At 64.4% G+C, this 12,797-nt stretch carries 12 protein-coding genes and 1 pseudogene; 5 read left to right on the forward strand and 8 right to left on the reverse strand.

Annotation, left to right across the window (positions count from 1 at the left end; translation table 11 throughout):
* Positions 1-2 precede the first annotated feature (2 nt).
* Positions 3-188 (forward strand): annotated as a pseudogene (locus RTQ46_RS16490) (hypothetical protein).
* 75 nt (positions 189-263) lie between these two features.
* Here the strand turns inward: RTQ46_RS16490 and RTQ46_RS16495 are convergent.
* The 4 genes from RTQ46_RS16495 to RTQ46_RS16510 all read right to left on the reverse strand — a co-directional run bounded on the left by RTQ46_RS16495 (position 264) and on the right by RTQ46_RS16510 (position 5,204).
* Entirely contained in the window at positions 264-1,364 is a 1,101-nt protein-coding gene (locus RTQ46_RS16495; protein WP_312438199.1) for an AI-2E family transporter, read from the reverse strand.
* A 126-nt stretch (positions 1,365-1,490) separates the two neighbouring features.
* The gene (locus RTQ46_RS16500; protein WP_312438201.1) at positions 1,491-2,672 is read right to left on the reverse strand and encodes a DUF1501 domain-containing protein; all 1,182 of its coding nucleotides are present in this window, start codon (positions 2,670-2,672) and stop codon (positions 1,491-1,493) included.
* A gap of 12 nt (positions 2,673-2,684) precedes the next feature.
* The gene (locus RTQ46_RS16505) at positions 2,685-4,202 is read right to left on the reverse strand and encodes a DUF1800 domain-containing protein (RefSeq protein ID WP_312438202.1); all 1,518 of its coding nucleotides are present in this window, start codon (positions 4,200-4,202) and stop codon (positions 2,685-2,687) included.
* 99 nt (positions 4,203-4,301) lie between these two features.
* Positions 4,302-5,204 (reverse strand): LysR family transcriptional regulator, encoded by a 903-nt coding sequence (locus RTQ46_RS16510; RefSeq protein ID WP_312438204.1) that lies wholly within the window; start codon positions 5,202-5,204, stop codon positions 4,302-4,304.
* Positions 5,205-5,426: 222 nt separating this feature from the next.
* On the opposite strand from RTQ46_RS16510, the gene RTQ46_RS16515 reads away from it, so the two are divergent.
* Positions 5,427-6,440 (forward strand): zinc-binding alcohol dehydrogenase family protein, encoded by a 1,014-nt coding sequence (locus tag RTQ46_RS16515; protein ID WP_312438206.1) that lies wholly within the window; start codon positions 5,427-5,429, stop codon positions 6,438-6,440.
* On the opposite strand, the gene RTQ46_RS16520 is transcribed toward RTQ46_RS16515, so the two are convergent.
* The gene (locus tag RTQ46_RS16520) at positions 6,441-7,145 is read right to left on the reverse strand and encodes a hypothetical protein (RefSeq protein WP_312438208.1); all 705 of its coding nucleotides are present in this window, start codon (positions 7,143-7,145) and stop codon (positions 6,441-6,443) included.
* A 77-nt stretch (positions 7,146-7,222) separates the two neighbouring features.
* Entirely contained in the window at positions 7,223-8,506 is a 1,284-nt protein-coding gene (locus RTQ46_RS16525) for a glycerate kinase (protein WP_312438209.1), read from the reverse strand.
* 137 nt (positions 8,507-8,643) lie between these two features.
* On the opposite strand from RTQ46_RS16525, the gene RTQ46_RS16530 reads away from it, so the two are divergent.
* Both RTQ46_RS16530 and RTQ46_RS16535 read left to right on the forward strand, forming a co-directional pair.
* Complete coding sequence (locus RTQ46_RS16530; RefSeq protein WP_312438212.1) at positions 8,644-9,798, forward strand: sugar diacid recognition domain-containing protein; 1,155 nt, start codon at positions 8,644-8,646, stop codon at positions 9,796-9,798.
* A 46-nt stretch (positions 9,799-9,844) separates the two neighbouring features.
* On the forward strand, positions 9,845-10,198 hold the full coding sequence (locus RTQ46_RS16535) for a YnfA family protein (protein WP_312438214.1): 354 nt from the start codon (positions 9,845-9,847) through the stop codon (positions 10,196-10,198).
* Here the strand turns inward: RTQ46_RS16535 and RTQ46_RS16540 are convergent.
* Positions 10,195-10,599 (reverse strand): TerB family tellurite resistance protein, encoded by a 405-nt coding sequence (locus tag RTQ46_RS16540; RefSeq protein WP_312438216.1) that lies wholly within the window; start codon positions 10,597-10,599, stop codon positions 10,195-10,197. The genes RTQ46_RS16535 and RTQ46_RS16540 overlap by 4 nt on opposite strands.
* A gap of 72 nt (positions 10,600-10,671) precedes the next feature.
* Positions 10,672-11,634: a TerC family protein gene (locus tag RTQ46_RS16545; protein ID WP_312438218.1), complete on the reverse strand. Its 963-nt coding sequence runs from the start codon at positions 11,632-11,634 to the stop codon at positions 10,672-10,674.
* Between the two features lie 160 nt (positions 11,635-11,794).
* Between RTQ46_RS16545 and nhaR the strand changes: the two genes are divergently transcribed.
* Positions 11,795-12,694, forward strand: a complete 900-nt coding sequence (gene nhaR / locus RTQ46_RS16550; protein WP_312438219.1) for a transcriptional activator NhaR — start codon at positions 11,795-11,797, stop codon at positions 12,692-12,694.
* Positions 12,695-12,797: the final 103 nt, after the last annotated feature.

The following is a 12,797-nucleotide window of genomic DNA, read 5'->3' on the forward strand; positions in this document are numbered from 1 at the left end:
GCCTGGAATACGCTCCAAGCTCCTTCCTGCTCCGCATGGGCTAGCGCGAAATCCTCGTCTGCCGCGACTTCCGCAAGCGGTTTTATACGGTCAATCCTTTGATCGAGTGCGGCACCGGCATCGAGCCGGGCTACGTTGAAGTGCTGCTGATGCGCCGCTGGTTGCTGATTTTATCCAGGGCGCACTAAGGAACTGGCGACAGTTTCCACCCGGCCACGCCCGCCACCAGCCAGTACTGGCCAGCATCGCTGGCCAACCCCTCATTACTGGGCAGGTGGCGGCGCGTCCGGGCTGGCAGGTGTCCCATGTAGCTTGATGTGGCCCGACACATAGGCCTCATGCCACAAAGTCACAAACAGCACCATCACCACCGGACCGATAAACAGGCCTACCAGTCCCAGCGTTTCCACGCCACCCAGAATACCGAACAGTACCGCAAGAAACGGCAGCCGGGTGGCGTTGCCGATCATGCCGGGACGCACGAAATGATCTGCCACAAACAGCACCATGGTGCCCCAGACGGCCACGCCGATGGCGCCCGGCACGCTGCCCTGCACCACCAGCAAGGCGGCCGCGCAGATATACGCCAGCGGCGCACCAAAAGGAATAATGGCCAGCACGCCGGTGGCGAACGCCCACAGGGCCGGTGACGGCAGGCCGGCGATCGCATAGGCAATGCCGATCAGCACGCCTTCGGCCAGGCCGACCAGCACCAGGCCGTTGACGGTGGCGCGGATGGCGGTCGGCACTTTCTGTGCATAGCGCAGCCAGCGCTCAGGCTGCAAGTAGTGGCTGCCCACTTGCGTGATCTGGCGCGTCAGCGCTTCGCCATCCTTGTAGAAGAAAAACAGGCACAGAAACGCCAGGCCGAAATCGATCAGCCGGTGCAGCAGGTCGGCGCCCAGCACTTTGACGATATCGCGCGCCGAATGCAAGCCGCCGACAGCACTGCCCGACAGCACATGGGCCAGGCCGTGCGGCTGGTTCAAGGTCACCTGCCACCAGTCGTCAATGGCGTTGCCGGCCAGCGGGATCGCCGCGACCCAGGCCGGCACCGGCAGGCCGTCGGCATTGGCGCGCATCAGGAAATCGGCCAGCACCGGCACTTCGCGCGCCGCCTGCGCCACGCCCAGCAGGACGGGGATAATGAAAATGCAGGCCGAGATCAGCGTCAGCAGCGCGGCTGCGATGATGGGGCGCTGCCCCAGCGCCGCGCGCATGCGCACGTACAGGGGCCAGGTGGCCACGCACAGGATGGCGGCCCAGACCAGCGGCAGGAAAAACCGCTGCATCACGAATGCCGCCAGCGCGATCAGCGCCAGGGAAAAGCCTGCGCCGACCAGGTCGCGCCGGGTATCGCTCATACCACTCCGTTCTGCCCGGCACGCACAAGCGACCGGATCGTTAGCCATGCGCCGATTGCGCAGCCGTAGCGTATCACGGGGGTTATGCTTCTTGCATGGCTGACACGAACGCGCTGACAGGACGGGCTACACCAGCCCCAGGTCCACCGGTTTGACGCCCGCAAACACGGTATCGAGCTGCGCCGCAGTAAGGCCGAAGGTGCGCTGCAAGATGCCGCCCAGCACGGCGCGGTATTCGTTCAGCACCGGCATGTCGCGATTCTGGAACAGATTGGCTTGCGTGATGGCCTTCTGCTCGCCCGCCACCTGCTTGCCGCGGATACCGCCACCGAGCAGCCAGAACACGCTGCCATGGCCATGATCGGTACCGCGGTTGCCGTTTTCGCGGAAGGTGCGGCCAAATTCGCTGACCACGACCACTACCGTGTTGCGCCAGGCATTGCCCATTTCCTCGGCGTAGGCGGCCAGGCCGCGTCCCAGTTCCTCGAAGCGCCCGGCCAGGTAGCCGCTGGCCGCGCCCTGCCCCACATGGGTATCCCAGCCGCCCACGTCGACAAAACCGATGTTGTATTTGTCCTTCATCAGCCGCGCGATGCGCTGCGCTTCCAGCTCGAAGCCCTTGGCGCTGATCGCATTGCGGTTGGCGCCCGGCATTTCGCCGATCAGGCCCTTGGCCACATCGTCGCGCACCACGAAACCTTCGCTGACCGGTTTCTGCAGCGGCGTGCCTTGGTACATGGCGGCAATGATCTGGCTCTGGCGCGCATCGATGCCGGACTTGCCCACCGAGCGCAGCGCCATGTTCGGCACTTGCATGCCGCCCTGGAAGATCAGGGGCAGCTGGTCCGTAAACGCGATCGCGCCTTTGGCATTGAGCGTGCTGGCCAGCCGGTTCAGGAAACCCGAGCGGAAATCGCGCCGGCCGGTGATCTCCTGCCCCAGCTCGATGCTGTCCTGGGTCTCGAAATGGCTGCGCGACAAGTCCGTGGTGCCGGCAAACGGAACAAAGGCCGCTTCGCCGTTGTTGAACAGCGGATAAATACTGTCACGCAAGGCCGGATGCAGCGCCCAGTCCGCATTGAGCGCCAGCGCGCCGTTCTCCGCGCCAGGCCTGGGGATGGCGATATTCGGCCGCGCCGCATAATAAAAATCGCTGCCGATCGGCACCAGCAGATTGTTGGCGTCATAGCCGCCACGCAGGAAGACGAACAGCAGCCGGGCGTCAGCCGCGGGCGCGGCCAGCAGGCTGCCGGCCTGGCCGAACAGCGGTACGGCGGCCAGCGCTTTCAACAGGTCACGACGGTTCATGGCACTCTCCGATTAACGGTGCATCATTTCAGGCGACGACAAATAAAAAGTGTTCCACTCCTGCGGCGTGGCGGCCTTGGTCAACGCCTCGCGCGTGGCCGGGCTCAGCGTCGGCTCGATGGCCTGGAAATACAGGGCGCTGGCCAACTGCGGAAACGCGGGCTTTTCCAGTGGCTGCGGTCCTTCCGTCCTGAACAGGCCGGCGCTGCCCGAGCCGATGGTGCGGGCGATCTCGAAGCGCGTCGTCATCTGGCCGGGGCTGGCCCAGGCCGAGTCCGCCAGCGGATAGCCATCCGGCGTCTGGCGCCCATACAGCGGCTGGCCCATGCGCGAGAGCCAGTTCAGCATCGGGCCCGCGTTCAGGATCGGCTTGTCGTCATACGACAGGCGCACCGCCGACACCACATAGTGCATCGGGTCCTTGAACTTGCGGCCCAGCGACTGCCTGAACGGCTCGCTGGCAAACAGCGTCTGCAGCACGTCGGCGATATTGCCGTCGGTCTTCTGGAACGTTTGCGCCATGCTGGCGACCAATGCCTCGGGCGGCGCATCGCCGACAAAATACTGCGCCAGCTTGCCGCTGACAAAGCGCGCCGTGGCGGGGCTGCGCGAGAGGCGATCGAGTGCCTCATCGAGCTCGGCCAGGCCCCTGCCTTTCACGGTGTGTCCCAGGAATTGCTTGTCGCCATAATCGTGGCGGTTCGGATTGAACTCGAACAGGCCGCGCCGCACATATTGCGATTGCAGCGCCGGCTTGACTTTCGGCGTGTCGGCGCCCAGGTTGACCCCGACGCCGGTCAGGATGCGCGCCAGTTCCTGCACGTCCTTCTGGCTGTAGCCGCCATTGACGCCCAGCGTATGCAGTTCCATCAGCTCGCGCGCATAGTTTTCATTGATGCGGTTGGCCGCGTTCGCTTCGTTGTCCAGGTAGCGCAGCATGGCCGGGTGGTGCACGGTGGCGCCCAGCAGGTCGCGAAATTTCCCCAAGGCATGCGGCGCGATCGCGTTCATTTCGTAGTCGCCGACCATCGCGCGCAGATTGTGCTTGCCTTGATGCACGCTGAAATGATTGAGCCAGAACCAGCTCAGCTGCTGCTGCAGCTGGTTGGTCGAATACACGTCGAGCAATACCGAGCGCGTGGCCGCCTCGCGCGCCAGCCGGTTCAGTTCCTGCTGATAGTCCTTTTGCGCTTGCTGTTTTGCCATGTCGTCGGCGACGGCATTCGATTCCTTGCGCCGCTGCTCGACGCCGATCACCAACTGGTCCATCGGCATCTGGCTGATCGTCATTGCATCGATCTGCGCCTGGATCGCCGGCGGCAGCACGGTCTTGCCCGGGTGCAGCTGCGCCTGCAGATAGCGGTCCCAGCCCTGCTGCTGCAACTGTCGCGCGCTGCCGGCATTCACGCCCCAGGTAATGCGCTGCTGCATCGCCAGCGCCTGCGCCGGATTGTCGGTCCGGACCGCCGTGCTGGCGCAGCCACTCATTAGCGCAAAGGCGAGCAAGGTCGTCGGTAGCAGTGGTCGCATGGCTATTCCTCAAGCGGAGTCGTCCGAAGAGGGCAAGCTTACGCCTGTCCTGTCGGGCGCTTCATTGCCATTTGCAACGAGTTGTAATGCGGCTTGAGTTCAGGCCAGCAACGCGCATTGCTGGCGCAGGAAGTCGCGCAGCTGCAGCACCAGCGGCGTGACCTGCGCGCGGTGCATGCACACCAGGTGCAAGGGCGCCGCCTCGCCGGCCACTTCGGGCAGCAATATCTGCAGCCGTCCGGCCGCCAGGTCGGCGGACAGGTCGAGCCGTGATTTATACGCGATGCCGAGCCCCGCCACGGCCCAGCGGCGCACCAGGTCGGCGTCGTCGGCGCTGCGGTTGCCGCTGACCTGCACGCTCACCTGTTCGCGCTGCGGCAGGCGGTAAAAGGTCCAGCGGTCATGCAGGCCGTCTTCCAGCGCAAAGCGCAGGCAGTTATGTTGCTGCAGGTCGGCCAGCGTCGAGATGGGGCCGTGTTCGCGCAGATAGTCGGGCGAGGCCACCAGCACGCGGTCGTTGGCGGGCGCAACCGGCATGGCGATCTGCGAGGAGTCGTCCTGCTCGCCATAGCGGATCGCCACGTCGACCTGCTGGCGCACCATGTCGGCCAGCCGGTCGCTGACGCTGAGCTGGTACTGCAGCTTCGGGTGGCGCAGCTGGAAGGCATCGAGCCAGCCCAGCAGCAGATTGCGGCCCAGGTCCGACGGCATGGCAATTTTCAAGGTTCCACCGAAACTGTCCTTGCCCGCCGCCAGCGCATCGCGGCCCGCGCGCAGCAGCCGCAGCGCTTCGCGCGCATGCTCCAGATATTGCGTGCCTTCCGCCGTCAGGCTCAGCGAACGCGTGGTGCGCACGAACAGGCGCAAGCCCAGCTCCCCTTCCAGGCGCTTGACGGCGGCACTGGCCAGCGCCGGTGAAATGCCCAGCTCGCGCGCAGCCGCCGACAGGCTGCCCCGGTCAGCCGTGCGCACAAATACCTGCAAATCATCGAGCCGCAGCAATTTTCAGTATTCCTTTGAAAGTGTTTCGGTACGCACCGTCTTTTTCCCGGGTGCGAAAGCAACCATGATACGTCAAGCATATTAATCGTAGGTCGGATTAGCGGGGCGAAGCCCCGCGTAATCCGACAACATTGTTGGCGCAACGGTGCTGGTGTCGGATTACGCGCAAGCGCTAATCCGACCTACCCGACCTGCACTCTCTCTTATATCAAAGGAATCCATATGAAAGCCATCGCCTACCACCACAGCCTGCCCATTACCGACGACAACGCGCTGCTCGATATCGAGCTGCCGACACCGGTTGCCACCGGCCGCGACCTGCTCGTTGCCGTGCATGCCGTGTCCGTCAATCCGGTCGACACCAAGATCCGCAAGAACCGCCAGCCGAAAGACGGCCAGCCGGAAGTGCTGGGCTGGGATGCCACCGGCGTGGTCAGCGCGGTGGGCCCGGACGTGACGCTGTTCAAGGTGGGCGACAAGGTGTGGTACGCAGGCGCCATCAACCGCCCGGGCAGCAACAGCGAATTCCAGCTGGTCGACGAGCGCATCGTCGGCCATATGCCGGCCAGCCTCGACTTTGCGCCGGCCGCCGCCCTGCCGCTGACCGCCATTACCGCGTGGGAATTGCTGTTCGAGCGCCTGCAGGTCAGCCGCGACAAGAACGCCACCGGCAAGTCGCTGCTGGTGATCGGCGCGGCCGGCGGCGTCGGGTCGATCCTGGTGCAACTGGCGCGCCAGCTGACGGGGTTGACGATTATCGGCACGGCCTCGCGCGCCGAAACATCAAGCTGGGTCAAGGAACTGGGCGCCCACCATGTGATCGACCACAGCCAGCCGCTGGCGGCGGAAATCACGCGCCTGGGCCTGCCGCCGGTCGATTATGTGATCAGCCTGAACCAGTCCGACCGGCACTTCGAGCAGATTGTCGAACTGATCGCGCCGCAAGGCAAGTTCGCCCTGATCGACGATCCCGAGCAGATCGACGTGCGCAAGCTCAAGGCGAAAAGCGTGTCGCTGCACTGGGAACTGATGTTTACCCGTTCGCTGTTCCAGACCGACGACATGGTCAGGCAGCACGAACTGCTGGAAGAACTGGCGCAGCTGGTCGACGCCGGCACCATCCGGACCACGGTGGCCGAACGCTTCGGCAAGATCGATGCGGCCAACCTGAAACGCGCGCATGCCCTGCTGGAGAGCAATACCGCGCGCGGCAAGATCGTGCTGGAAGGGTTCTGATTACTGCGCCGGCTGCTTGGCGTAGGTGCCGCGGCCCAGGCCGTTTTCCGGGTCGCTCACCTTCAGGCCATCGTCGACGATGCGCAACTTCAGGGTCTGGAAGGCCTGGCCGGCCAGCCACTGGCGGTCGGTGACGGCAAAGCCGGCCAGGCGTTCGCGCGCGCGCTCGGGCGGCACCACCAGCCACTGGTAGTCGCTGTTTGAGCCCTGGCGGCGCAGTCCGGCGCGCGCCCACTGCTCCGAGGCCGGCATGCTGACGATGGCGTCGCCGTTCTGCACGCTCACCGCAGTCGCCGTCTTGCCGCTTTTCGCTTCGAAGCGCACTTCCACGCCAGCCATCGGCCCCACGCGCGGATAGCCGACGATCGCCACCCACTGCCCTGCCGCAGCCGGTTTCTTGATATTCATTTCCGATTCGTCGAACACGCGAAACTGCGGCTCCTTGCCGCCGTTGCCGGACACCAGCGTGACTTCTTCGCCGGCCACGCTCCAGTCGCCGCTGGCCTGCTGGTCGACGGCGCCATAGCTGAGCGCCCATTCAAACTTGCCGTCTTTTTTCAGCAGCAGTTCGGAACCGACTTCCATCACGCCTTGCAGGTAATAATGGCCGGGCAGCGAGGCGGCATCTTTGTCAGCCGCGAAAACCGGGACAGCCAGGGCCAGCAAGGCACCGCATGCCAACAGGTGAGTCAGGGATTTTTTCATGAATGTGTCCTTTGTGATATGCCATCATAGCAACTTTAATTTAGTTGCAAGCGCACAATAGAACACTGGACTGCGCTTCAACGCTTATCCGCGGCAGTAATCACAATCGCCCTGAAATCGTTGACATTGGTCAGGGTCGGCCCCGTGATCACGCTGTCGCCCAGCGCCTGGAAAAAGCCGTGGCCGTCGTTGTTGTCGAGGCTGTCGCGCGGCCGCAGGCCCTGCGCCCAGGCGCGCGCCAGCGTGTCGGGCGCCAGATACGCGCCGGCGATTTCTTCCTGTCCATCGACACCGTCGGTGTCGCCGGCCAGCCCATGCACATGGGCCTCGCCATCAAGCGCGATGCCGAGCGACAGCAAGAATTCCACATTGCGCCCGCCGCGCCCGTCGCCGCGCACGGTGACCGTGGTTTCGCCGCCCGACAGCAATACACAGGGCGTGGCAAACGGCTGGCCGCGCCGCGCCGCCTGCTGGGCGATGCCGGCCATCACCTTGCCGACATCGCGCGCCTCGCCTTCCAGGCTGTCGCCGAGGATATACGGCGTGACGCCCGCCGCGCGCGCGATGTCCGCTGCCGCTTCGAGCGCCATTTGCGGCGTGGCAATCAGTTCGATCCGCGCGCCAGCCAGGCGCGGGTCGCCCGGCTTGACCGATTCGCCGCGCCCGCTTTCGAGCACTTCGCGGATGCTGGCCGGCAGCGCGATGCCATAGCGGCGCACAATATCGAGCGCGTCGTCGCAGGTGGTGGCGTCGGCGACAGTCGGGCCGGAGGCGATATCGCCGGGTTTGTCGCCCGGCACGTCGGAAATGGCCAGGGTCAGCACCTGCGCCGGATGGCAGGCGGCGCCCAGCCGGCCTCCCTTGATGGCGGACAGGTGGCGGCGCACGCAATTCATTTCGCCGATGGTGGCGCCCGAGGCCAGCAGCGCGCGGTTCAGCTTCTGCTTGTCTTCCAGCGTGATGCCTTCCAATGGCAGCGCCAGCAGCGACGAGCCGCCACCCGAGATCAGGCACAGCACGGTATCGTCGGCGCTCAAGCCGCCGACCAGCGCCAGCATGCGCTGCGCCGCGGCCATGCCGGCCGCGTCCGGCACCGGGTGCGACGCTTCGACAATCTCGATGCGCTCACACGGCACGCCGTAGCCGTAGCGCGTGACGACCAGGCCCGACAGTTCGCCGGGCCAGCTCTGCTCCACCGCCTGCGCCATGGCGGCCGAGGCCTTGCCGGCGCCGATCACGATCAGCCGGCCCATGGGCTGGGCGGGCAGATGCGGCGGCACGCACTGCGAGGGCTGGGCCGCAGCGATGGCGGCGTTGAACATGGCTTGCAGCAAGTCACGTGGCGTAGTCGATATGGTCATGTCTGTCTCCTCGTTATTTTCCATGGGGGTGGGCAGGATCATCGTACAATCGGCCACCTTAAACATCATCATGCGGATGCATGAAAATCCGGCGGCGATATTTGCTTCGTATCTTGCATTTGCACAAGGACTATAGAATGACCACCATCGCTGCCGCGCTGGCGCACGAGATCGTCCAGCGTACCATGCACATCATGCCCTTCAAGGTCAACGTGATCGATGCGCACGGCGTGATTCTGGCCAGCCCGGACGCCGACCGCATGGGCAGCCTGCACCGGGGCGCGCAGCTGGCGCTGGCCAGGGGCGCCAGCGTCGAAATCGACGAGGCTGGGGCACACGCGTTGCCGGGCGCGCGGCCCGGTATCAACCTGCCATTGACGGTGCGCGGCGAAATCTGCGGCGTAGTGGGCATCACGGGCGAGCCCGATGCCGTGCGCCAGTTTGGCGAACTGGTGCGCGCCATGGCGGAAATGATGCTGGAGCAGGCGCAGCTGGTCAGCGAGCTTCAGCATGAAAAACGCTATCGCGAACAATTCGTCTCGCAGCTGATCGCGCGCGGCAACGTGTCCGACGCCGCCATGCAGGCCTGGGCCGCGCGCCTGGCGCTGAACCTGGCCATGCCGCGCGCCATGCTGGTACTGCAGATGGACCATGGCGGCGAGCAGCTGGAACTGGTATTGATGCAGTTGCAGCAGGTGCAAGCTGCGCTGGCCCTGCGCTGGCCGGAGCTGCTGACGGCCGTGGTGTCGCCGGGCGAACTGGCGATCCTCGATGCGTTTCCCGCCAGTGCCACCCATCAGGCGCGCGTGACGCAGGCCAGGCGGCGCCTGCAGGAGCTGCACCAGGTGGCGCGCCAGACGGTGACCAGCCGGTCCACGCTGGCGATGGGCGTCGCGCTGCCGGGACTCGATGGCGCTGCCGCGTCGTATGAATCGGCACGGCAGACGGCGCGCATCGGCCGCAGCCGTGACAGCGGCGCCAGCGTACAAGAATTCTCGTACCTGGAACTGAGCCTGCCGGTGCTGCTGTCCGGGCTGCAAGACGGCTGGCAGGCTGGACAGTTACGCCAGACGCTGGCGCCGCTGCAGGCGCAGGACCGCTCGGGCGTGCTGATGCGTACTCTCGTTGCCTGGTTCCGCCATCACAGCCATCCGCTGGCGACGGCGAAAGCACTGCATATCCACCGCAACACGCTCGACTACCGGCTGCAGAAAATTGCCGAGCTGACGGGCCTGAACCTTGATGAAACAGATGGCCGGCTGCTGCTGTATGTGGCCTTGCAGCTCAATTAAGCCCGGCTCGCCTACAATGGCGGCTCGATTTGAACAGGGAAAAAAGATGCAGGCAACCATCGAGTGGAGCGTGCTGGCCCGTACCTTCGGGCTGTTTACCGTCACGGCCGTGGCTGAACTGCTGGGCTGCTACCTGCCCATGCTATGGTTGAGCAACAAGGGCAGCGCCTGGCTGCTGCTGCCGGCCGGCGCCAGCCTGCTGGCATTTGTGTGGCTGCTGACCCTGCATCCGGCCGCCAGCGGCCGCGTCTACGCCACCTATGGCGCCATCTATATCGCCACCGCGCTGATGTGGCTGTGGCTGGTGGACGGCGTGACGCCGGCCTGGACCGATATTGCCGGCGTCGGCCTGGCGCTGGCCGGCGCCGCCGTAATTGCCATGGGACACCGTACTGCTTAAGCGGCGGCGTGCTGGCGGAAGTTGGTCTCCGCCGACCACATGGTGCCGGCACGCGCCAGCAACACCGCTTCGCCATCGGCCAGCCAGTCGTCGGCGTCGGCAATTTTCCACATGGTGTGCAGCAGCTTGCGGCGCAGGTCCGGCTCGGTGATTTCCTCCAGCAGGCTGTCGATCACCGTATTGCTCAGCTGTACCGCACCGTGCAGGGTCGAGGTCAGCATGTCGTCGCACAGGTCCTGCAGCAGGCGCTGGAAGGCGCTCGTTTCCAGGTCGATATGGTCGAGGATCTTGCTGCGGTCCAGCGCCTGCAGTTCCGAGCTGGCCAGGTTGCCATCGACGATCATCATCAGAGCAAGAATACGGCCAGCGGCCTGGGGACTGTTTTTTGGGTAACTACGCATAAAACTTTACTCCATTCATATGGGTGTGGGGAGCGCACCCGCCGTTGCGGGCGCGCTGTACCGCTTGTTCGATTACTTGTCTTCTTTCTTGGCGATAAACACGCTGGCCAGGCAGCTCGACACGATCAGCACCGCCACCACCAGCAGCGACGCTTCGACCGGCACGTGGTACCACGGCATGATCAGCATTTTTGCACCGATAAACACCAGCACCATCGCCAGGCCAAACTTGAGCAGGTGAAAGCGGTCCGCCACGTCCACCAGCAGGAAGTACAGGGCCCGCAGTCCCAGGATCGCGAACAGGTTCGAGGTGAACACGATGAACGGATCGGTGGTGATCGCGAAAATCGCCGGAATCGAGTCAACCGCGAAAATCAGGTCGGTCACCTCGATCAGGATCAGCACCAGGAACAGCGGCGTGACATAGCGCAAGCCACCCTTCATCACCATGAACTTCTCGCCATGGTCGCCGTCCGCCACCCGCAAGTGACGGCGGGCAAAGCGCAGCACCGGGTTGTTCGCCACGTCCGGCTCGGAATCGGCCGCCACCAGCATGCGCACACCGGTCACCAGCAGGAAGGCACCGAACAGGTACAGCACCCAGCTGAACTCGCTCACCACCCATGCGCCGGCCAAAATCATCACGGCCCGCATCACGATCGCCCCGAACACGCCATAGATCAGCACGCGGCGCTGGTACTGGATCGGCACCTGGAAGGCGCTGAAGATCAGCAGGAACACGAACACGTTATCGACCGACAGGGCTTTCTCGATCAGGTAGCCGGAGAAGAACTCCAGCGCCTTCTGGTTGGCGATCTCGGGACCGGCCGTGCCGTTCAGGTACCACCACAGGCCGCCGTTGAAAATCATGGCCATGCTGACCCAGACCAGCGACCAGATCGCCGCTTCCTTGACACCCACCTTGTGCGCCTTGTTGCCACCGAAGACAAACAAATCCAGCGCCAGCATCAGCACGACGAAGGCAATAAAGCCGGCCCACATGGGCGCGGATGCAATGCTTTCCAGACCGTTCATCGGCAACCTCCTGTCTGTTGATTGTTACTGAGCCACATGACGTTTCTCCTCAGATAAAGATGTGAGTAGCCATCATAGGGCGAACACGAACATCGAACAAATCGAATATAATTGAACAATACATCGAAAAACTCGATGAATTGAAAAGGCGGCTGAAACCATGTCGACACTGAACTTCAAACACTTGCGGTATTTCTGGATGGTGGCCAAGACGGGCAGCATTGCGCGCGCAGCCGAACAGCTGCACCTGACGCCGCAGTCGATTTCCGGCCAGCTCAGCGAATTTGCCGACACCCTGGGCGTGGAACTGTTCCGCCGCAGCGGGCGCCAGCTGGAGCTGACGGACACGGGCCGGCGCATATTGAGCCATGCCGAAGAGATATTCAGCACCGGCGACGAACTGCTGGAAATCGTGCGCGACCAGTCGCGCACCACGACCACCACCTACCGCGTCGGTTTTGCCGACTCGGTATCGAAACTGATCGCCTGCCGGCTGGTGGAGCCGGCCCTGAGCCTGGCCGAACCGCTGCGCATGATCTGCCGCGAAGGCCGCCTGGCCAGCCTGCTGGCCGACCTGGCCGTGCACCGGCTCGACCTGATCATTGCCGACCGGCCGATGCCGGCCCACCTGAGCGTGCGCGGCTTCAACCATTTGCTGGGCGAAAGCGGCATGACCCTGTTCGGCACCAGGGCGCTGGCCGCGACGCTGAGCGGAGAATTCCCCCAGTGCCTGCACCGTGCGCCGCTGCTGCTGCCGGGCGAAGACTTCGCCATCTACGGCCGATTGCTGCAGTGGCTCGGTGAGAACAATCTGCACCCGCGCATCGTCGGCGAGTTCGACGACAGCGCCATGATGAACACCTTCGGCCAGTCCGGCGCCGGCCTGTTCTTCGCGCCCACCGTGATCGCGCACCAGGTCTGCGAGCAATATGCGGTGGTGGCGCTGGGCCGGGTCGACAGCCTGGTCGAGCAGGTCTACGCGATCACCACCGACCGGCGCCTGAGCCACCCGGCCACCCTGGCGATCAGCCAGAGCGCGCGCCGCGACCTGTTTGTCTGAACCTGTGGCGGGCGCGACACGAAAGACGCCAGGCAAATACATTTGCCCAAATATATCTCTATAATGGCAAGTCTCCCGACGCCACGCGCCACCCCTCCCCGGA

This window comes from Janthinobacterium sp., assembly GCF_031995485.1.
Lineage (GTDB): Bacteria > Pseudomonadota > Gammaproteobacteria > Burkholderiales > Burkholderiaceae_D > Janthinobacterium.

What these genes read in the sequence shown, in the direction of transcription:
- nhaR (WP_312438219.1), top strand. Translation starts at nt 11,795, where the DNA reads ATGTCGACACTGAACTTCAAACACTTGCGGTATTTCTGGATGGTGGCC.
- RTQ46_RS16495 (WP_312438199.1), bottom strand. Translation starts at nt 1,364, where the DNA reads ATGAGCGATACCCGGCGCGACCTGGTCGGCGCAGGCTTTTCCCTGGCG.
- RTQ46_RS16515 (WP_312438206.1), top strand. Translation starts at nt 5,427, where the DNA reads ATGAAAGCCATCGCCTACCACCACAGCCTGCCCATTACCGACGACAAC.
- RTQ46_RS16500 (WP_312438201.1), bottom strand. Translation starts at nt 2,672, where the DNA reads ATGAACCGTCGTGACCTGTTGAAAGCGCTGGCCGCCGTACCGCTGTTC.
- RTQ46_RS16535 (WP_312438214.1), top strand. Translation starts at nt 9,845, where the DNA reads ATGCAGGCAACCATCGAGTGGAGCGTGCTGGCCCGTACCTTCGGGCTG.
- RTQ46_RS16505 (WP_312438202.1), bottom strand. Translation starts at nt 4,202, where the DNA reads ATGCGACCACTGCTACCGACGACCTTGCTCGCCTTTGCGCTAATGAGT.
- RTQ46_RS16545 (WP_312438218.1), bottom strand. Translation starts at nt 11,634, where the DNA reads ATGAACGGTCTGGAAAGCATTGCATCCGCGCCCATGTGGGCCGGCTTT.
- RTQ46_RS16520 (WP_312438208.1), bottom strand. Translation starts at nt 7,145, where the DNA reads ATGAAAAAATCCCTGACTCACCTGTTGGCATGCGGTGCCTTGCTGGCC.
- RTQ46_RS16525 (WP_312438209.1), bottom strand. Translation starts at nt 8,506, where the DNA reads ATGACCATATCGACTACGCCACGTGACTTGCTGCAAGCCATGTTCAAC.
- RTQ46_RS16540 (WP_312438216.1), bottom strand. Translation starts at nt 10,599, where the DNA reads ATGCGTAGTTACCCAAAAAACAGTCCCCAGGCCGCTGGCCGTATTCTT.
- RTQ46_RS16530 (WP_312438212.1), top strand. Translation starts at nt 8,644, where the DNA reads ATGACCACCATCGCTGCCGCGCTGGCGCACGAGATCGTCCAGCGTACC.